Origin of the sequence: Mesorhizobium sp. M0904, assembly GCF_040319475.1 — a bacterium.
In the GTDB taxonomy this organism is placed as follows: Bacteria; Pseudomonadota; Alphaproteobacteria; order Rhizobiales; family Rhizobiaceae; genus Mesorhizobium.
Genome location: NZ_JAMYOC010000004.1, coordinates 161,177 through 179,879 on the forward strand (window position 1 = coordinate 161,177; position 18,703 = coordinate 179,879).

Below are 18,703 nucleotides of genomic sequence, written 5' to 3' on the forward strand. Positions count from 1 at the left end.
AGCTCACCATATCCGGCGGTTTCGAGCGCGGCAACGAGCATTTGCAGAACGGTCGATTGGGCCAGACCGGCGGTGCGAAAATCCGGCTATTTCAGCGCGGTAACCAGATCGGGGTCGGGAAAGCAGGTAGCGGAACGGCCGTTGCTGGCCTGCCATTTGCCAATCGAGCGGCGCGTCTTGAAGCCAGGCAGGCCGTCGGCGCTGCCGACATCGTAGCCCTTGGCTTCCAGCGCCCGCTGCAGGGCGGCGATGTCGGAGCGGTAGAGCCCGCCGACCGCGCCCCAATTGCCCGAGAAATTGCTGTCGCCATGGGCGATGCGATCGGCGCCATGGCCGATGAACAGGGCATAGAGATCGCTGGTGTTATACTGCTTCAGCACGTAGAAATTGGGGGTCACGATGAAGGCCGGGCCGCTACGCCCGGCCGGCATCAAAAGAAAGCCCTCGGCTTTCAGTTCGCTCGCCGGGAACGGTTTACCCGACACACGCCTGATGCCAATATCAGCCCATTGGGAAATCTTCTTGCCCTGGTCCGGACCTTCGAGCGAGCACGAGACGCTTTCCGGCACCGTCACCTCGAAGCCCCAGCCACGGCTCCTGACCCAGCCATAATGCACGAGATAATTGGCGATCGATGCCAGTATGTCGGGCGTCGAATTCCAGATGTCGGGGCGGCCGTCGCCGTCGAAATCGGCGGCATGCTTGAGGAACGACGTCGGCATGAACTGCGGCTGGCCGAGCGCGCCGGCCCAGGACGATTTCATCGCACCGACCGGGGCAAGCCCGCGCTCGACGATCTCCAGCGCCGCCAAGAGCTCGGTGCGGAAGAATTCCTTCTTGGTCGACATGAACGCCTTGGTGCCCAGCACCTCGAAGGCGTCAAAAGGCAGCTTCGCTGCGCCGAAGCCGCTCTCGCGGCCCCAGATCGCCAGCAGCACTTCGCCAGGCACGCCGTAGCGTTTCTCGATCGCTGCAAGGGTCCTAGCGTTGGCCGCCTCGCGGGTGCGGCCACCGGCGGTCACCGCACGGACGATCCTTTCGGCGAAATAGGCGCCGGGCGAACCGAACTCGGCCTGATGCTGTTTCCGCGGCGTCACCGCCTTCTCGCCCGGCTTTACCAGGTCGGGCAGCTTGAGGTTCGGCTTGACGCCGTCGAAGGCGGCATCGAAGGTTTTTCTGGAGATGCCTTTGGCGCTGGCTTCGGGCCAGAGGTCGTTGCCAAGCCAGGCGCGGAACTGGTCGTCGATCTTTGCCGCGGAGGCGGGGGTGGCGAGGATGAGGGCAAAGAGGACTGCAAGAAGAAACGCGACGGCTATTTTGCGAAAACAGCGATCCGTCCCACCCCCCTCTGTCCTGCAGAGGGGGGTGGGACGGAGTGCCAGCCTTAAAGAATGCTTAGCAACCATCATCCTCCCCGCAACTCGCCTCAAAACACCGTCCGCGAGCGCAGTGCCGCGGCGAGCGTGCCTTCGTCGAGATAGTCGAGTTCGCCGCCGACCGGAACACCGTGCGCCAGGCGCGTCACCTTGATGTCGAAGCCGGAAAGCTGGTCGGTGAGGTAGTGCGCGGTAGTCTGGCCCTCGACCGTAGCGTTGACGGCGAGGATCACTTCCTTGACCTCGCCGCCGGCGACGCGATCGACCAGCGAACGGATGTTGAGCTCATCGGGACCAATGCCGTCGAGCGGCGACAGCGTACCGCCGAGCACATGATAACGCACGTTCATGGCGGTCGCCCGCTCCAGCGCCCAAAGGTCGGCCACGTCCTCGACGACGATGAGCGTGGTGGGGTCGCGGCGCGGGTCGGTGCAGATCATGCATGGATCGGAGGTGTCGACATTGCCGCAGGTCGAGCAGATGCGCACCTTCTCGACCGCCTCGCCCATGGCGGCGGCGAGCGGCGCCAGCAGCTGCTCCTTCTTCTTGATGAGGTGGAGCGCGGCGCGGCGCGCCGAACGCGGGCCGAGCCCCGGCACCTTGGCCAGCAGCTGGATCAGGCGTTCGATCTCGGGACCGGCGATTCGCTTCGACATCGCTCCGGTTTAGGATTTTTCAACGGGTTTTGGAACAGCGCTGAGGCGCGGTGTTCAGCCTGCAAAGAGGCAATCGCCCGGCGTTGCGCCGCCCCTCATTGCCCTGCCGGGCATTTCTCCCGGTACAACGCGCCGACGCCGGCCGCCTCAGTTTTCCTCCAGCGGCCGGGTCTGGCCGGCGATCATCGCGCCGATGGCGTCGGTGTTCTCGGGCGTCGTCTCGAACGACATTGTCGGCTCTGCCGGCGCCGCCTGGAATGATGTGACCAGCCGGGGGTTCACGGTTCTACCGAAACGGGCCGCGTCCGGTTCGTGCATTGGCTCTTGCAACGCCACAAGGATTGGCTTCTCCGGTGCCGCCCTCGCCGCGGTCGCCATTCCTGCAGTCACCCTTGTCTGCCTTGCTGGCTGCGATGCGGCGGCGGTAACATAGGTTGCCTTGGCGAATGTCGGCTTGACCTCGCGAGCCGGCTCCGCCGAAGCGACAAGTATGGCCTGAGCGGCAGGCGCTTGCGGCTTGGCCTGGGCTATGGCGACCACCGTTTCGTCCGGCAACGGCTGCCAGTTGCGGCCGCGCTTTTCGTAAAAGGCATTGCCGCCGGCGACCATGGTGTAGTGCATGTTCTTGTAGGGGAAGCGCAGGCCGGCGGTGTGGAAATACATGGTGTTCTTCAGCTTGGCTTTGCGCTCGCCCTTGAGAACCGCCTCGGCGGCCTCCTCGACGTCGGGCATCGCCTTCGAATTCATCGGCCGTGTCATGACGCCCGGCGCGAACTGGCCGCGCTCGCCAACCACTTCGCAGATGGTGCTGCCGTGCTTGCCGGACCGCAACCGGTTCATCACCACCGTGCCGACCGCAATCATGCCGTCACGGCTCGACCGGTTGGACTCGAAGAACATCGCCCGCTCCAGGCATTCCTTCTCCTTCGGCGTGGAATTGTAGGAGCGCGAGCTCAGGAAACCCGGCGTAATGGCATCGGTCAGGCTGGACATGCCGTGCGAGGCGGTCTGACTGCAAGCGGCCAAAAACAGCGGTGAGATAACGACGCCGAGCCGCAACGGCGCCTTCCATCGGGTAGAGATCAACAGGTGTCCCCTCATTCTGCTGCCAGCCCGCCCCTGGTTGCGGCAAGAATGAGACACTTTCAGGCAAAAAGATGGCTAAAGCGTTATTAAGTTTGGGGCGTTGCCCAATAGACACAGCTGGCGGGCGAAGAGCGTTGGATCGCTGCCCTCTTCGGTCAGGTGCCGGCATGGTTCCAAGGATTCATGCCGTGACCTTGGAGCGCCGCAATCTCCGCAAGAGGGCTTGCCCAAGCCTGGAGAGATTGGTTCAGTCGACGCGGTAACTGTAAACACAGCTCGAGGTGTGCTGAGATTCAGGTCAGGCCGAGCCGAAAATGGCGGCTTCCGGGAACCGGAGCGGAGCGTACGTTTCGTACGTGAGCACCGGAAGCGCAGGAAGCCGCTGTTTGCAGGCCGGCATCACGTGAATATCAACACACCTTAGAACGGCAGCTTCATTCCCGGCGGGATCGGCAGTCCCGCGGTCAGCGCCTTGGTCTTCTCCTGCATGATCTGCTCGACCTTGGTCCTGGCGTCGTTGTGGGCAGCGAGGAGCAGGTCCTCGAGAATCTCGACCTCGTCCTCCTTGAACAGCGCCGGGTCGATCTTCAGCGACTTCATCTCGAATTTGCCGGTCAGCGTCACGCTGACCAGGCCGCCGCCGGCCTGTCCGGTGGCTTCCAGCGTGGCAATCTCATCCTGCATGGCCTGGAACTTGGCCTGCATTTCCTTTGCCTTGCCCATCAGGCCGAGAAGATCTTTCATCGCACGGTCCTTTGCAGTTGGTGCTGGTTGTTTCAGGTTTCGTCGTCGTCGGCCGGCGGCTCGACCGGCACTTCGGCCTCGTCGGCTTCCGGCGCGTCGGGAATGCGCACGTCGATGATCTTGGCGCCGGGAAAGCGCGCCAGGATGGCGGCGACCGTCGGGTCGCTCTTGGCATCGAGGAAGGCGTTTTCGCGCTTTGTCGATTCCATCTCGGCCAAGGTCTGGCCGCCCTCGTCCTTCGACAGCGACACCAGCCAGTTGCGGCCCGTCCAGGCGCGCAGCTTGGCGGTCAAATCATTGAGCAACATCTTCGGCGCATCGTCGGTCAGGCTGACGTCGATACGACCGGGCTCGATGCGCACCAGGCGCACGCAACGCTTCACCAGCACCTTGAAGGCCATGTCGCGCTGGGCGTCGGCAAGGGCGACAATGTCGGCCAGCGATTTCACCGGCACCGGCGGCGCCTCGACCGCCGGCTCCGGCGGAGCAACGAAGTTGGTCGGCACGGGCTCGGCCTCGACCAGGCGCATCGTCTCGACCAGGCGCATTGTCTGGGCGCCGCCATTGGCCGTCGGCATCCGCGCCTGCGCCACGGCGCCGGCACCACCGCTTGCAGGCGCATGGTTTGCGGGGCCGGGGCTTGCCGGCGTGCCATTCACGCGCGGCGCAGTGCCCGGCAGGGTACCGCCGTTCTCCAGCGATTTCAGCGCCTCGTCCAGCGTCGGCAGGTCGGCGGCATGCGCCAGCCGGATCAGCACCATCTCGGCGGCGCTGACCGGGCGGTTGGAAGTCTGCACCTCGGGAATGCCTTTCAGCAGCATCTGCCATGTCCGCGACAGCACCTTGACCGACAGCGTGCTGGCGAAATCGGCGCCGCGCCGGCGCTCGTCCTCGGACAGCGAGGCGTCGTCGACGGCCGCCGGCACGAAACGCAGGCGGGTGACCAGATGGTTGAACTCGGCAAGATCGGTCAGCACCGCGGCCGGATCGGCGCCGGTATCGTACTGGGCGCGGAATTCGGCGAGCGCGGCGGCGACGTCGCCCTTCATGACATGCTCGAACAGGTCGACGATGCGGGCACGGTCGGCAAGGCCGAGCATGGCGCGCACCGCTTCGGCGCTGACCGCGCCGCCGCCATGGGCGATCGCCTGGTCGAGGATCGACTGCGCATCGCGCATCGAGCCTTCGGCCGCGCGCGCGATCATCGCCAGCGCATCGTCTTCGACTTCGATGCCCTCCAGACCGGCTATCCTGGCAAGGTCGGCCTTGATCATTGCCGCATCGATGCGCCTGAGGTCGAAACGCTGGCAGCGCGACAGGACGGTGATCGGCACCTTGCGGATTTCGGTGGTGGCGAAGATGAACTTGACGTGCGGCGGCGGCTCTTCCAGCGTCTTCAGCAGGCCGTTGAAGGCCTGGTTGGAAAGCATGTGCACTTCGTCGATGATGTAGACCTTGTAGCGCGCCGACACCGGGGCGTAGCGCACACGCTCGATGATGTCCCTGATGTCGTCGATGCCGGTATGCGAGGCGGCGTCCATCTCGATGACGTCGACATGCCGGCCTTCCATGATCGCCTGGCAATGCTCGCCGAGCACGGCAAGGTCGACGGACGGCTGGTCGACGGTCGATGTTTTGTAGTTCAGGGCCCGCGCGAGTATGCGCGCGGTCGTCGTCTTGCCGACGCCACGCACGCCGGTCAGCATCCAGGCCTGGGCGATGCGGCCGGTGGCAAAAGCATTGGTCAAGGTGCGGACCATCGGCTCCTGGCCGATCAGTTCGGAGAAATTCGACGGTCGGTATTTGCGCGCCAGCACGCGGTAGGCGGCAGGCTTGTCCAATTTCCCGGCCTCGTTTCCGGCTTCGCTCATTCGCCCGTTAAGCTCCAAGGGCTGCCACTGGAGGCGGCCGATTCCTGCGCATAGTTTCGCCCGCACGGCTTGGCGCCGTCAATGTCGGGGCAAAAGGCGAAGAGGCGGGAGGCTGGAACAATGACCCGTTCCGGGCTCGTTAGGGCTGCTTCCTTCCGGACCTGACCCGGTTGGCGAGTGGACCGTCCACCACCAACCTCCCAGCCTCCATATCGGCAATCCGGCGATGAAATGCAAGTGCGGATGATAGGGGGCCTTGAGCGACGGCGAAAGCTGAAACCAAAAACCCGCCTCGGCGGGCGGGTCGTTGGTGCGAATAATCACCATAGCGGGATTAGTAGCATAGCTGCCGGCACAAAGCAAGAACAAAATGTGGCCACGATCAAAATCGTCGATCTCGGCGGGGCAGCGCCAACCTGATGCAATTTGCCCGGGCCTTCACTTCTTCGCGCACAATCAGCGCCGCGACGGCCAATGTTGCTTGCTCCCCCTTGCGGCCCTTCGGAAGCCGCTCTAGCGTCGATAGAGTTCAAAAAACGTCCAAAAGTGAGGGAAACGCCGATGCTGCCGGGCCTCAAGGCCGGATTCACGCTTGACGCCCAGCTGGAAGCCGACAGCGAACAGCTGATGTGGCTCGGCCTGTGCGAATTGCGCGTCATGAACGACCGCCGCTGGCCATGGCTGCTGCTGGTGCCGCAGCGGCCGGGCATCGAGGAAATCCACGATATGACGCCGCTCGACCAGGCGATGCTGACCTTCGAGACCAATATGGTGGCGCTGGCGCTGAAGCGGGTGACCGGCTGCACCAAGATCAATACCGGTGCACTCGGCAACATCGTGCGCCAGTTGCATGTACACGTTATTGCGCGCTCGGAAGGCGATCCCGGCTGGCCCGGCCCGGTGTGGGGGCACGGCCTGCGCGAGCCCTATCAGCGCTCCGACCTTCGCAAGTTTGCGGAAAAGATCAAGGCAGCGCTATAAGCCTCCCCCGTGTCCATCTTGAACCTTCCCGAGTCTGCATGAGCTTTCGCCTGTTTGACGCGCCCTTGCGCGAGCCGAGCCAGTTCGTCGGCTTCGCCGGCAACATTATCGACCGGCAGTCCGAAAACCGCGCCGACGATTCCGTTGAAAAGGCGCTCGCCGATCCTTCGGCGCGGCTTTTGCTGATGCGTGGCGGCCGGCTCTATCTGAAGCTTGCGCAAGGCGCATTCGACCCCTGGTTCGGCGTGGCCGAATGCCGGCCGCTCGAAGCATCGCTCGAAAACGGCGTGCTGCTCGGTTTTTCCGAAAGCGGCCCGGTGCTGGCGGTGCCGGCCGGAGTCGAGCCCGAGCAGCTTCCCGAGACGATCAAGGCCATCGACTATCGCTCGGTCTATATGCAGGGGCTGATCGACGAAGCGGCCGCCGGCGCGCTGGCGCAAGGGGCGGCGCTGCTTGCCTGGCATGCCAGCCATCGCTTCTGCAGCAAGTGCGGCACCGAAGCCGAGATGCGGGCGGGCGGTTACAAGCGGCATTGCCCGGCCTGCGGCACGGAGCACTTTCCGCGCACCGACCCGGTGGCGATCATGCTGACGGCGACGCGCGAAAAATGCCTGCTCGGCCGCGGCCGGCATTTCGGGCCCGGCATGTATTCGGCGCTCGCCGGTTTCATCGAGCCGGGCGAGACGATCGAGGCGGCGGTGCGCCGCGAAACGCTGGAGGAAGCCGGCATTCGGCTAGGCCGCGTCGTCTACCACGCCAGCCAGCCCTGGCCGTTTCCCTATTCGCTGATGATCGGCTGCTTCGGCGAACCGCTCAACGACGATATCCACCCCGACTTCAACGAGCTGGAAGATTGCCGCTGGTTCTTTCGCGACGAGGTGCTCTCGATGCTGGCCCGCGAGCATCCGGGCGGCCTGGTGACACCGCCGAAGGGGGCGATCGCCTATAACCTTATCCGCGCCTGGGCCGACAGCGCGTGATACGAAGACATCGCAGGAGCAAAAAATGATCCGTCACACCGTCGTGTTCACGCTAAAGCACCCGCCGCATTCGCTCGAGGAAAAAAGGTTCCTCGCCGACGCCAAGACGATCCTCACGGCGATAAAGGGCGTCACGCATTTCGAGCAGTTGCGGCAGGTCAGCCCCAAGAACGACTACCGCTTCGGCTTCTCGATGGAGTTCGCCGATCAGCGGGCTTACTCCGGCTATAACGACCATCCCGACCACGTCGCCTTCGTCCGCGACCGCTGGATCCCGGAGGTCGAGGCGTTTATGGAGATCGACTACGTGCCGCTCGGCTGGGGCTGAGACTGGAAAGCGGCGCTCTAAAAAAATCAATACCCCGCGTCGCGATCCACCACATTTTCCAGCGCTTCGCCGCGCTCGAAGGCGTCCATCTGACGCAGCATGATCGGCGCCAGGTGGACTGGATCGGAAGTTGCCGCCGCGTGCGGCGTCACGAACACTTTCGGGTGGCTCCATAGCGGGCTGGTCTTCGGCAGCGGTTCGACCTCGAACACGTCGAGGCTGGCTTCCTTCAGCGTGCCGTCGTCCAGCGCGCGCAAAATGTCGGCGTCCTTCTGCAGCCTTCCGCGCCCGGCATTGATCAGCACCGAGCCGCCGAGGCCATTGCGCTTGCGCAGCTCCTTCAGCACGCCGTGGTTGATGATGCCGTGCGTCTGTGGCGTCAGCGGCAACAGCACCACCAGGATATCGGTGGCATTGAGGAACGGGATCAGGCCGGCCTCGCCCGCGTAAGTCGAGACACGTTCCATCGGCCGATCGCTGCGCGACCAGCCATTAACGGGAAAGCCGAGCGACAACAGTACCGATGCCGCCGCGCGGCCAAGCGTGCCGAGCCCCATAATGCCGACCGAGATGTCGCCGGCCGGCCGCTGCTGCGGCTCGTGCCAGATCTTCTTCTGCTGCTGGGCGCGGTAGAGCATGCCCTGGCGATGGTGGTCGAGCACCCGCCAGACGACGTATTCGGTCATGTACTGGGTAAGGTTGTCGGCGACCACTTTGACGACCGGTACGTCGGGCAAGGTGGGATCGGCGAAAATGTGGTCGACGCCGGCGCCGATCGAGAAGATAGCCCGCAGATTGGGCAGCGACGACAACAGGTTCGGCCTCTGTTTCCACACCACAGCATAGGTGATCGAGGGATCGCCGGCGCCATTCGGCTCGAGCACCACTTCGCGCTCCGCCGACAGCAGTTCGCGCCAGCGCAGCGGATGAATACCGGTGAGGGCAAGCAGGATGCGGCCTTTTTCCATTGCGGATTGTTTTTCCCTTTTACCAACAGCGTTCGCGTCCGGACTCGCAGGGGCGCGGCAGCGTTTTGATTTTGTGCATGATCTCTGGCGAAAATCTACTCGCTGACGATACCGACCGGCGCCGTTTCGATCTTGAAGGCGGCCGAGATCAACGCCTTTGTATAGTCGGTCCGCGGGTTGCCGAAAATCTGTTCGGAAGGACCGGCCTCGACGATCCTGCCATTACGCATGACGATGACTTCGTTGGCGAGCGCGCGGATGACCCTCAGATCGTGGCTGATGAAGAGGTAGGCGAGATCGTGCTTGGCCTGCAGGCTGCGCAAGAGGTCGACGACCTGCGCCTGCACGCTCATGTCGAGCGCCGAGGTCGGCTCGTCCAGCATGACGAAACGCGGGTTGAGCACCATGGCGCGCGCGATGGCGACGCGCTGGCGCTGGCCGCCGGAGAATTCGTGCGGATAGCGGTTGCGCGTCGCCGGATCGAGGCCGACTTCCTTCAGGACGTCGACGACACGCTCGTCGCGCGCATCAGGAGACAGTTTCGGCTCGTGGATCTTCAACCCTTCCTCGATGATCTCGGCGACCGACATGCGCGGACTGAGCGAACCGAACGGATCCTGGAAGACGATCTGCAACTCGCGTCGCAACGGCCGCATTTCGCTGAAGGACAGCTGATCGATGCCGCGTCCGTTGAACTGGATGGTCCCCGTCGACGAGATCATCCTGGCCAGCGCCAGGCCGAGCGTCGTCTTGCCTGAGCCGGATTCGCCGACGACGCCAAGCGTCTGGCCGGCCCGCACGGTGACGTCGATGCCGTCGACCGCCTTCACATTGTCGACGGTGCGCCGGAAGAAGCCCTTCTTGATCGGAAACCAGACCTTGACGTCCTTGCCGACCATCACCGGCTTGGCGGCCTGGTTGGCCGCCGGCGGCTTGCCTTTCGGCTCGGCGGCAAGCAGATGCCGCGTGTAGGCGTGCTGCGGATTGGCGAATATCTCCTTGGTCGGGCCGGTCTCGACGATCTTGCCCTTGGTCATCACGCAGACCCGGTCGGCGATCTTCCTGACGATGCCGAGATCGTGGGTGATGAACAGCATCGACATGTTCTTGCGGCTTTTCAGGCCGGCCAGCAATTCGAGGATCTGCGCCTGGACGGTGACGTCGAGCGCGGTCGTCGGCTCGTCGGCGATCAACAGTTCAGGCTCGTTGGCGAGCGCCATGGCGATCATGACGCGCTGGCGCTGGCCGCCGGAAAGCTGGTGCGGATAGGCGTCGAGCCGTTTTTCCGGTTCGCGGATGCCGACCTCGTGCAGAAGTTCCAGCGTGCGCGCCTTGGCGTTGCGATCGCCCAGGCCCTGGTGCAGCTTCAGCACCTCGACGATCTGCTGCTCGATCGTGTGCAGCGGGTTGAGCGAGGTCATCGGCTCCTGGAAGATCATGGTGATCTTGTTGCCGCGCACGCGGCGCAAGTCTCTCTCGTCCGCGGCAAGCAGGTCGGCGCCGAGGACCAGGATCTTTCCCGACGGGTGGCTGGCGGTCGGATAGGGCAGCAGCTTCAGCACCGACAGCGCGGTGACCGACTTGCCGGAGCCGGATTCGCCGACCAGCGCCACCGTCTCGCCCTTGGCGAGGTCGAAGGAGATATGGTCGACGGCGACCGACTGGCTGCCGCCTTGCGTGAAGGCGACGCTGAGATCCTGGACCGAGAGGAGAGGGGGGGTCATAGCTCAACTTCCGCGACAACCCTGTCCAAGGCGGAAATTTCCGGTCGTATGATCGAAATTTTGGCTGCCATTTGAGGGGGGACGAGACGATTTGGTGCGATAGAATAGGTCTCTTTCAACCTCGTGTCCGCGGTCAGAAATTGGGTGCAGCCGAAGTGCATCGCTGTGGAAAGATGGATCGCGTCTGGTAATCTCAACGAAAGGAATTCCGAACGTAACTGTGCTGCGTGCCAGAGAACGTCGCGAGTTATCGTCCCAATTGAGATGAAGGCATTGCCGATTGAAATATTGTCGTAGAGCTCGATCAGTCGCTCATTGTTCTTTCTCAAGGGATCGACCATCAACTCCGCGAGCACGATCTCACTCGTCGCCAGGAAAGGCTGCTTTCTGCCCTCGTTCAGTGAAATGAGCTGAAGCAGTTTGTTTGCAAGCGCATCATTGTTTTCAAAGGCATAGATGAAAATGTTGGTGTCGACATAAAGCCGGACTGCAGCCATCAATCCTCCCACTCATCGCGGAGGGCACGAACACGCGCGACAGCCTCGTCGAGGCTTGTTCCCGGCGCGTTGGCCTGAGCATCCCGCATGAGTTCAAGCAATTGTTCGCGGCCAAGGGGCCTGTTGGCCTCCTCCTCCACTGTCACTCTGACCGAGGCGCTCGGCGCTATGCCTTTTCGCAGTTCATCCGGGAGCTTCGATGCCGGGTAGTGTTCAAGGATGATCCTATTCATAACCCTTCCTTCCCCAACGTGCGGATTGACGGACTGCACGGACGCCAACACACCGTCATGGCTCCGGGTTCGCTCATATCGGCCAATTTGCTCTCCAGTGATCGAGCGATGGCTGCCACTGGTGTTTCACCGATCAAAGCCGCCGGTCACTTGAGGGTACGTCCGCTTTTGTCCGGATTGCCATTTCCGGAATATAACATGCCGAATGCCAGCCTGCATCGCCCTCATCTGAACGTCTTGCGCGGATCGAAGGCGTCGCGGGTGGCCTCGCCGACGAAGACCAGCAGCGACAGCATCAGCGAGATGACGACGAAGCCGGAAATGCCGAGCCAGGGGGCGTTGAGGTTGCGCTGCGCCTGCTTCAACAGTTCGCCCAGCGAGGCGGAGCCGGGCGGCAGGCCGAAGCCGAGATAGTCGAGCGAGGTCAGCGTCGAGATCGAGCCGCTGAGCAGGAAGGGCAGGAAGGTCAGCGTCGCCACCATGGCATTGGGAAGCAGATGCCGGAACATGATGGTGATGTTGGGCACGCCGAGCGCGCGCGCCGCATTGACATATTCGAAATTGCGGGCGCGCAGGAACTCGGCCCGCACCACGCCGACCAGCGCCACCCAGGAGAACAGCAGCATCAATCCGAGCAGGATGAAGAAGCCGGGCGGCAGGATGGCGGCGACGATCAAGAGCAGGTACAGCACTGGGATCGCCGACCAGATCTCGATGAAGCGCTGGAAAAGAAGGTCGGTCCAGCCGCCGAAATAGCCCTGCAAGGCGCCGGCCGCCACGCCGATCAGCGCCGAGCCGGCGGTCAGGATCAGGCCGAACAGCACCGATATCCTGAAGCCGTAGATGACGCGCGCCAGCACGTCGCGGGCCTGGTCGTCGGTGCCCAGCCAGTTCCAGTTGCCGACGTTGCAATTGGGGTCCGCTTCGCCTTTCGGATACTGGTTGCATCGCGTCTTCTCGTCGTAGAGCCAGGACGGCTTGGTCGGTGCTGCTTCGGGAATGGCGTTGTTGACGGTCTGGTAGGAGTAGCGCACCGGCGGCCAGACCATCCAGCCATTGGCATTGATCTCGTCCTGGATGACCGGGTCGCGGTAGTCGGTGACCGCATAGAAGCCGCCGAACTTCTCCTCGGGATAGGCGACCAGGACCGGAAACAGGATCTCGCCCTTGTAGGAGGCGATGATCGGCTTGTCGTTGGCGATCAGTTCGGAAACCAGCGACAGCACGAACAGGAACAGGAAAATCCACAACGACCAGTAGCCGCGCCTGTTGGACTTGAAGTTCTGCAGGCGCCGCTGGTTGAGCGGCGACAGAAAGGGCCGCGCGATCCGAGGCGGCGCCGTTTCGGCTGTCGCCTGCTCCATCAGACGTCTCTCCGCTCGAAGTCGATGCGCGGATCGACCCAGGTATAGATCAGGTCGGACAGCAGCCCGACGAACAGGCCAAGCAGCGAGAAGATGTAGAGATTGGCGAAGACCACCGGATAGTCGCGCTGCACCACCGAGTTGAAACCAAGCAGGCCGAGGCCATCGAGCGAAAAGATGTTCTCGATCAGCAGCGACCCGGTGAAGAATGCCGAGATGAAGGCACCGGGGAAACCCGCGATGACGATCAGCATGGCGTTGCGGAAGACGTGGCCATAAAGCACCTGCCGCTCCGACAGGCCCTTGGCGCGGGCTGTGACCACATATTGCTTGCGTATCTCCTCAAGGAAGGAATTCTTGGTGAGCAACGTCGTCGTGGCGAAGGCCGACAGCACCAGCGCCGTCAGCGGCAGGGTCATGTGCCAGAAATAGTCGACGATCCGCTGCGGCCACGACAGCTGGTCCCAATTGTCGGAGGTGAGGCCGCGCAGCGGAAACCAGTCCCAGAACGAGCCGCCGGCAAACAGCACCATCAGCAATATGCCGAACAGGAAGCCCGGAATGGCGTAACCGACAATGACGACGCCGCTGGTCCAGACGTCGAAGGTGGAGCCGTCCTTGACTGCCTTGCGGATGCCGAGCGGGATCGAGATCAGATAGGACAAGAGTGTGATCCACAGTCCGATCGAGATCGACACCGGCATCTTTTCCAGGATCAGGTCGAGCACCGAGATGTCGCGGAAATAGCTGTCGCCGAAATCGAAGCGGAGATAGTTCCACAGCATCATGCCGAAGCGCTCGAGCGGCGGCTTGTCGAAACCGAACTGCTTCTCCAGCTTCTTGATGAATTCCGGGTCGAGCCCTTGCGCGCCGCGGTATTTCGAGCCGACGTCGCCGGCGACATCGAAATTGGCGCCGCCGGCATCACCGCCGCCGCCGCCTAGGCGATCGCTGCCGCCCTGGTTGGTCAGCCTGGCGATGACCTGCTCGACCGGCCCGCCCGGCGCGAACTGGATGACGGCGAAGGATACCGCCATGATGCCGAACAGGGTCGGGATCATCAACAGGATGCGGCGCAGTATATAGGCGCCCATCAGGTTCCCTGCCTCGCTTGTGCGAAAATCTCAGCCTTTGCCAATCTTTGCCGCCTTGTCTTTGTCGAACCACCACGACGTCTCGACCGGAAAGTCGTAATCCGGCTTTTGAGCGGGAAAGCCGAACATGTCCCAGAAGGCTGCTCGGTGATTCGCCAGATGATATGTTGGAATCCAGTCTAGCCGCGCGCGCAAGACCCGATCGAGCGCGTTGAGCGCGGTTACGAGTTCGATCCGGCTCTGCGCCTTGCCGGCTGCCTCGATCAGCGCGTCGATGGCTTTGCTTTCCGTACCCGGATAGTTGCGCATCCCCGGCGTTTTCGCCATTTGGGAAGCGTAGAGAATCTCCAAACCGTCGGCGGTGGGCGTCGCTCCGATCGACCATGCGAGCATGTTGAAGTCGAAGTCGAAATTGCTCTGCCGCGCTTCAAATTGCGTCGAGTCGACCTGCCGGATCGAAGCGTCGATGCCGATCGCCTTCATATTCTCGGACCATGGCGCGAAAATACGAACGAGACCCTCGTCCTCGGCAAGCATTTCCACGCGCAGGCGCTCGCCTTTGTCGTTGAGGACGAAATTGCCCGCTCGCTTCCAGCCGCCTTCGGCAAGCAGCCTCGAAGCCTCGCGCAGCAGCTTACGGTCGTGCCCGGAACCGTCGGAGACGGGTTGCATCACCGGTTCGCCGAAGGTCTCCGGCGGCAACTCGGCTCGAAACGGCTCCAGCAGGGCCAACTCCTTGGGTGAGGGCAGGCCCTTGGCCTTGTAATCCGATCGCTCGAAGTTCGATTGCGAACGCTCGTAGGAGTCGAAAAACAGAACCCGCCTGGTCCATTCGAAGTCGAAGCAATAGGCGATTGCCCGTCTCACGCGAATGTCGCGGAACTGCGGACGGCGCTGGTTCAGCGCGACAGCCTGCATGGATGGCGTTTTCTCGCCAGGAAATTCGCGTTTGACGACCCTGCCATCCTTCAGTGCTGGAAAGTCGTAGCCGGTCGCCCATACCCGCGAGGTGAACTCCTCGCGAAAATGCGTATCCCCTTTCTTGAATGCTTCAAAGGCTGCCTGGCGATCAAGGTAGAAATCGATACGGATGCGGTCGAAATTATAACTGCCGCGGTTCACGGCCAGATCGCGGCCCCAATAGTCGGCGACGCGTTCATATTCGACAGTCTGCCCGGCCACCACCCGTCCAACCCTGTATGGTCCGGAGCTGAGCGGTGGCGTCATCGTCGAGGCGTCGAAATCATTGGCGGTGTAGAACGCTTTCGACACGATCGGCATTACGACGATCGCGAGGATATTCTGCGCGGACTGTTGGCCGTTGAAGGTAAGGTTGACTGTAAGCGGATCGATTGCGACCGCTTCTGTCATGTGCCGCAGCGCTTGGGAAAGGTTCGGATGTCCCCGGTCTTTGTAGAGGTTCAAGGCGAAGGCAATGTCGTCGGCGGTCAGCGGCGACCCGTCATGGAAGCGCGCTTGTGGCCGCAGGCTGAAGCGGTAGCCATTGCGATCCTGCGACAAGGTAACGGATTCGGCAAGCAGGCCGTAGACCGCATCCGGTTCGTCGACTGCCCTTGCCATCAGCGAATCGAAGCAGAGCTCGGTGCGCGGCGGCGAATCCCCCTTCAACACCAGTGAGTTCAGTGTGTTGAAAGTCAGGAAGCTCTGATTGAGGGTGGAGTTCGGCGGGGCGAAATTCATCCGGCCGCCCTTGGGAGCGTCCGGATTGACACAGTCGAAATGCGTGAAATCCGGCCCGTATTTGAGATCGCCAAAAGCCGACAACCCGTGCAGTTTCACGCCGGTTGGAATGGCCGCGAAAGCCCGGCCGGGCAGCAGCGCTGCGGCCGCGGCGGCACCGCCCAGGGCGAGGAAGTCGCGACGGGGCAGCGCCGCCATCAATTGCCGCTCTTGTATTTGGCCGCCAGCGCCTTTTCCTTGGCCGGGTCGATCCACCAGGAATTCTGGTCGACGCCGCTATAGGCGGGCTGCTTTTCCGGCATACCGAACTTGTTCCAGTAGGCGAGCCAGACCACGGCGCGGTAATATTGCGGCACGACGTAGAAATTCCACAACAGCACCCGGTCGAGCGCATGGGTGGCGGCAACGAGATCGTCGCGGTCGGTGGCATAAATGATCCGATCGACCAGCGCATCGACGACCGGATTCTTGATGCCGGCGTAATTGCGCGATCCCGGCGAATCGGCGGCCTTGGAGCTCCAGAAGTCGCGCTGTTCGTTGCCGGGAGAGTCCGACTGGCCGAGTATCGAGGTGACCACGTCAAAGTCGAAATGGGTGACGCGGTTGATATACTGGGTCTGGTCGATCAGGCGCAACGTGGCGTCGACGCCGATCTTGCGCAGATTGGCGATATATGGGCTGGCGATGACCTGGTCGGTGTCGTTCCAACCGAGGATCTCGAATTTGAACGGTTCGCCGGTCTTGGCGTTGACCATCTTGCCGCCCTTGATCACCCAGCCGGCCTTGGCGAACAGATCGACCGCGGCCTTCAGGTATTTGCGCTCCGCCTGCGGGGTGTCGTAGACTGGCAGCTTGAATTCCTGGGTGAAGACTTCGGGCGGCAGCTTGTCGCGGTACTGCTCCAGGATCTCCAGTTCCTTGCCTTGCGGCAGGCCGCTCGACGCCAGTTCCGTGCCCTGGAAATAGCTGCTGGTACGGGTGTTGGAACCGAAGAACAGGGTCCGGTTCATCGTCTCGAAGTCGAACGGGTACATCAGCGCGGCGCGCACCAGGCGATCTTGGAACAGCGGGCGCCTGGTGTTGAGCATGAAGGCCTGCATCGGTTCGGGCGACGCGGTCTTGAATTCCTTCTTGATGACGTCGCCGGCCTGGACAGCCGGGAAATTATAGGCCGTGTTCCAGCGTCTCGAACTGTTCTCCGGCTTGATGTCGTCCAGCCCGCCCTTGGTGAAGGCCTGCCAGGCGGCATTGTCGTCGAGAAAATAGCTGAAACGCTGCCTGTCGAAATTCTCGCGGCCAATTTTTACGGGCAGCTTGGCCGCCCAGTAATCGGGCACGCGCTGCCAGATGATTTCGGAGCCCGGCTTGAAGCTGGCGATCTTGTAGGCGGCCGATCCCAGCGGCGGCTCCTGCGTCGGTTTGGTGACGTCGCGCTTCTTGCCGCTGGCGTCCGTGCCTTCCCACCAGTGCTTGGGCAGCACGACGAGATCGCCGATGATCTTCGGTAGCTCCCGGTTGCCCTTCTGATTGAAATGGAACTCGACCTCGCGGTCGGATATGGCGACCGCGTCGGTGACGTTTTCGAAATAGCGGCTGTATTGCGGACTGTTGGCCTTCAGCACCTGAAACGACCAGATCACGTCGTCGGTGGTGATCGGCTGGCCGTCATGCCACTTGGCCCGCGGATCGAGCCGGTAGGTCGCCGAGGAATAGTCGGCCGGATATTTGTAGGCGTCGGCGATCAGCGGATGGCTGGTGCTGCCTTCGTCGGTCGCCTGCTCCATCAGCGTGTCGTAAAGCAGGCCGCCGCCGAACTGTGCAAAGCCGGCGGCCGGCGAACCCTGCACGATGTAGGGATTGAAGCTGTCGAACGTGCCCAGCACAACCGAATTCAGCGTGCCGCCCTTCGGTGCATCCGGATTGACGTAATCGTAGTGCTGGAAATTGTCGCCATATTTGGATTCGCCGATCAGCGACGAGGTCGTGCGCCATTGGTCCGCGAAGGCCACCTGCAGGCCGCTGGCAAAAGCAGCCAGCATCAGCACTGATTTCAGAAGCGTCCGCGCTCGGCCAACCGTCATGCGTTCTCCTCTTCGCGATATAGCGCCGTCACCATAGCGTCTGGGCCCAATCTAGATCATTTGGCGGCGCTGAAAACCGCAACCGAGCGGCTTTGTCGTCGCATATGCATTTTCCCAAACGAAAAAGCCGGGCTGAACCCGGCTTTTTCAAGGATTATGTCATTACAGTTTTGTTATTTTGCGGGTGCGGCCGGAGCGGCCGGAGCGGCGCCTTCTGCCGGCTTGGCAGGGGCTGCACCTTCGGCCGGCTTGGCGGGCGCGTTCTCGGCCGAGGCGCCGGGGGCCGGCAGTGGCTTCGGATTGTCCGACAGCGTGCGCAGATAGGCGATGACGTTGGCGCGGTCCTCATCCTTCGGCAGGCCGGCGAAGCCCATCGCCGTGCCCTTCACGAACTTCTTCGGCGAGGTGATGAAGTGGTTGAGATTGTCGTAGGTCCACTTCTCGCTGCCGCCCTTGGAGAACTCCTTCATGCCGGCCGAATAGGCAAAGCCCTCATGCTCGGCGACCGGACGGTCGATGATGTCCCACAGATCGGGGCCAACCTTGTTGGGGCCGCCTTTTTCGCCGGAGTGGCAGGCCTGGCATTTCTTGAAGATGGCGGCACCCGCTTCGGCGTTGGCGGTGGCCAGCAGCTCGGCGATCGGCTTGGCCTCCGCGGCGGGAGCGGCCGGGCCGCCTTCGGCGGGCTCGGTCGCCTCGATGGCGAAGCCGGGCTTTTCCGGCGTCGGCGAGGCAAACAGCGCGTCGGATACGATGCCAACGGAAAAGACAATGAACACCGTGCCGAGGAAACCGGCGAGCAGCTTGTTGACTTCGTTGGAATCCATACGCCCCAGGCTCCCTTTTCCGGCGGACCGATCCGTCCACTCCGTCCGTCGGTATCGTGAACCACCCTGCGAGGCGGTCAAATCGCGCGGAAACTAGGTCTTTTGCTCCGGCGTTGCAACACCTATAAGGGCGCTGCCAGTGAGACCTTTTGCCACTTTTGTCCCCCTCTTTTTCGAGCCTCTGCCCGCCTC

At 62.6% G+C, this 18,703-nt stretch carries 17 protein-coding genes and 1 other RNA gene; 3 read left to right on the top strand and 15 right to left on the bottom strand.

Annotated features, from left to right (window positions below; all coding sequences use genetic code 11):
- Positions 1-86: 86 nt before the first annotated feature.
- The 6 genes from NKH80_RS06405 to ffs form a co-directional block, all read right to left on the bottom strand.
- Positions 87-1,409 carry a lytic murein transglycosylase gene (locus tag NKH80_RS06405; protein WP_502900913.1) on the bottom strand — a complete coding sequence of 441 codons (1,323 nt, stop codon included), beginning with the start codon at positions 1,407-1,409 and terminating at the stop codon, positions 87-89.
- A gap of 17 nt (positions 1,410-1,426) precedes the next feature.
- On the bottom strand, positions 1,427-2,032 hold the full coding sequence (recR, locus tag NKH80_RS06410; protein ID WP_352506123.1) for a recombination mediator RecR: 606 nt from the start codon (positions 2,030-2,032) through the stop codon (positions 1,427-1,429).
- A 147-nt stretch (positions 2,033-2,179) separates the two neighbouring features.
- Positions 2,180-3,118, bottom strand: a complete 939-nt coding sequence (locus tag NKH80_RS06415; protein ID WP_352506122.1) for a cell wall hydrolase — start codon at positions 3,116-3,118, stop codon at positions 2,180-2,182.
- 420 nt (positions 3,119-3,538) lie between these two features.
- Entirely contained in the window at positions 3,539-3,862 is a 324-nt protein-coding gene (locus NKH80_RS06420) for a YbaB/EbfC family nucleoid-associated protein (RefSeq protein WP_254816197.1), read from the bottom strand.
- 32 nt (positions 3,863-3,894) lie between these two features.
- Positions 3,895-5,733, bottom strand: coding sequence for a DNA polymerase III subunit gamma/tau (locus tag NKH80_RS06425; protein ID WP_352506121.1), 1,839 nt, complete (start codon positions 5,731-5,733; stop codon positions 3,895-3,897).
- A gap of 104 nt (positions 5,734-5,837) precedes the next feature.
- An RNA gene (gene ffs / locus NKH80_RS06430) (signal recognition particle sRNA small type) lies at positions 5,838-5,934 on the bottom strand.
- A 360-nt stretch (positions 5,935-6,294) separates the two neighbouring features.
- Here ffs and NKH80_RS06435 point away from each other — a divergent pair.
- Genes NKH80_RS06435 through NKH80_RS06445 form a run of 3 tightly spaced genes read left to right on the top strand, consistent with a single transcriptional unit; the run spans position 6,295 to position 8,022 of the window.
- Positions 6,295-6,714, top strand: a complete 420-nt coding sequence (locus NKH80_RS06435) for an HIT family protein (RefSeq protein ID WP_023676868.1) — start codon at positions 6,295-6,297, stop codon at positions 6,712-6,714.
- Positions 6,715-6,752: 38 nt separating this feature from the next.
- Positions 6,753-7,694 carry an NAD(+) diphosphatase gene (gene nudC / locus NKH80_RS06440; protein WP_352506120.1) on the top strand — a complete coding sequence of 314 codons (942 nt, stop codon included), beginning with the start codon at positions 6,753-6,755 and terminating at the stop codon, positions 7,692-7,694.
- A gap of 25 nt (positions 7,695-7,719) precedes the next feature.
- On the top strand, positions 7,720-8,022 hold the full coding sequence (locus tag NKH80_RS06445; RefSeq protein WP_254816201.1) for a Dabb family protein: 303 nt from the start codon (positions 7,720-7,722) through the stop codon (positions 8,020-8,022).
- Positions 8,023-8,048: 26 nt separating this feature from the next.
- Here NKH80_RS06445 and NKH80_RS06450 read toward each other — a convergent pair whose 3' ends face one another.
- The 9 genes from NKH80_RS06450 to NKH80_RS06490 form a co-directional block, all read right to left on the bottom strand.
- Positions 8,049-8,990: a 2-hydroxyacid dehydrogenase gene (locus NKH80_RS06450; protein WP_352506119.1), complete on the bottom strand. Its 942-nt coding sequence runs from the start codon at positions 8,988-8,990 to the stop codon at positions 8,049-8,051.
- A gap of 95 nt (positions 8,991-9,085) precedes the next feature.
- On the bottom strand, positions 9,086-10,714 hold the full coding sequence (locus NKH80_RS06455; RefSeq protein ID WP_352686858.1) for an ABC transporter ATP-binding protein: 1,629 nt from the start codon (positions 10,712-10,714) through the stop codon (positions 9,086-9,088).
- Complete coding sequence (locus tag NKH80_RS06460) at positions 10,711-11,211, bottom strand: type II toxin-antitoxin system VapC family toxin (protein ID WP_352506117.1); 501 nt, start codon at positions 11,209-11,211, stop codon at positions 10,711-10,713. Before NKH80_RS06460 ends, NKH80_RS06455 begins: the two co-directional genes overlap by 4 nt.
- Entirely contained in the window at positions 11,211-11,444 is a 234-nt protein-coding gene (locus tag NKH80_RS06465) for a hypothetical protein (protein WP_352506116.1), read from the bottom strand. The genes NKH80_RS06460 and NKH80_RS06465 overlap by 1 nt, the downstream gene beginning before the upstream one ends.
- Before the next feature lie 224 nt (positions 11,445-11,668).
- A complete protein-coding gene (locus tag NKH80_RS06470) occupies positions 11,669-12,808 on the bottom strand; it encodes an ABC transporter permease (protein WP_352990301.1) in 1,140 nt (379 codons plus the stop codon).
- Positions 12,808-13,902, bottom strand: coding sequence for a microcin C ABC transporter permease YejB (locus NKH80_RS06475; RefSeq protein ID WP_254816205.1), 1,095 nt, complete (start codon positions 13,900-13,902; stop codon positions 12,808-12,810). The genes NKH80_RS06470 and NKH80_RS06475 overlap by 1 nt, the downstream gene beginning before the upstream one ends.
- Before the next feature lie 30 nt (positions 13,903-13,932).
- Positions 13,933-15,801, bottom strand: a complete 1,869-nt coding sequence (locus NKH80_RS06480; protein WP_352686862.1) for an extracellular solute-binding protein — start codon at positions 15,799-15,801, stop codon at positions 13,933-13,935.
- Complete coding sequence (locus tag NKH80_RS06485; protein WP_352990305.1) at positions 15,801-17,684, bottom strand: extracellular solute-binding protein; 1,884 nt, start codon at positions 17,682-17,684, stop codon at positions 15,801-15,803. Before NKH80_RS06485 ends, NKH80_RS06480 begins: the two co-directional genes overlap by 1 nt.
- 173 nt (positions 17,685-17,857) lie before the next feature.
- On the bottom strand, positions 17,858-18,511 hold the full coding sequence (locus NKH80_RS06490) for a c-type cytochrome (protein WP_352476004.1): 654 nt from the start codon (positions 18,509-18,511) through the stop codon (positions 17,858-17,860).
- Positions 18,512-18,703: the final 192 nt, after the last annotated feature.

Coding starts and splice junctions, on each gene's coding strand:
- NKH80_RS06455 (WP_352686858.1), bottom strand. CDS start 10,714: ATGACCCCCCCTCTCCTCTCGGTCCAGGATCTCAGCGTCGCCTTCACG.
- NKH80_RS06475 (WP_254816205.1), bottom strand. CDS start 13,902: ATGGGCGCCTATATACTGCGCCGCATCCTGTTGATGATCCCGACCCTG.
- NKH80_RS06445 (WP_254816201.1), top strand. CDS start 7,720: ATGATCCGTCACACCGTCGTGTTCACGCTAAAGCACCCGCCGCATTCG.
- nudC (WP_352506120.1), top strand. CDS start 6,753: ATGAGCTTTCGCCTGTTTGACGCGCCCTTGCGCGAGCCGAGCCAGTTC.
- NKH80_RS06420 (WP_254816197.1), bottom strand. CDS start 3,862: ATGAAAGATCTTCTCGGCCTGATGGGCAAGGCAAAGGAAATGCAGGCC.
- NKH80_RS06465 (WP_352506116.1), bottom strand. CDS start 11,444: ATGAATAGGATCATCCTTGAACACTACCCGGCATCGAAGCTCCCGGAT.
- NKH80_RS06485 (WP_352990305.1), bottom strand. CDS start 17,684: ATGACGGTTGGCCGAGCGCGGACGCTTCTGAAATCAGTGCTGATGCTG.
- NKH80_RS06470 (WP_352990301.1), bottom strand. CDS start 12,808: ATGGAGCAGGCGACAGCCGAAACGGCGCCGCCTCGGATCGCGCGGCCC.
- NKH80_RS06425 (WP_352506121.1), bottom strand. CDS start 5,733: ATGAGCGAAGCCGGAAACGAGGCCGGGAAATTGGACAAGCCTGCCGCC.
- NKH80_RS06480 (WP_352686862.1), bottom strand. CDS start 15,801: ATGGCGGCGCTGCCCCGTCGCGACTTCCTCGCCCTGGGCGGTGCCGCC.
- recR (WP_352506123.1), bottom strand. CDS start 2,032: ATGTCGAAGCGAATCGCCGGTCCCGAGATCGAACGCCTGATCCAGCTG.
- NKH80_RS06460 (WP_352506117.1), bottom strand. CDS start 11,211: ATGGCTGCAGTCCGGCTTTATGTCGACACCAACATTTTCATCTATGCC.
- NKH80_RS06450 (WP_352506119.1), bottom strand. CDS start 8,990: ATGGAAAAAGGCCGCATCCTGCTTGCCCTCACCGGTATTCATCCGCTG.
- NKH80_RS06435 (WP_023676868.1), top strand. CDS start 6,295: ATGCTGCCGGGCCTCAAGGCCGGATTCACGCTTGACGCCCAGCTGGAA.
- NKH80_RS06490 (WP_352476004.1), bottom strand. CDS start 18,511: ATGGATTCCAACGAAGTCAACAAGCTGCTCGCCGGTTTCCTCGGCACG.
- NKH80_RS06405 (WP_502900913.1), bottom strand. CDS start 1,409: ATGATGGTTGCTAAGCATTCTTTAAGGCTGGCACTCCGTCCCACCCCC.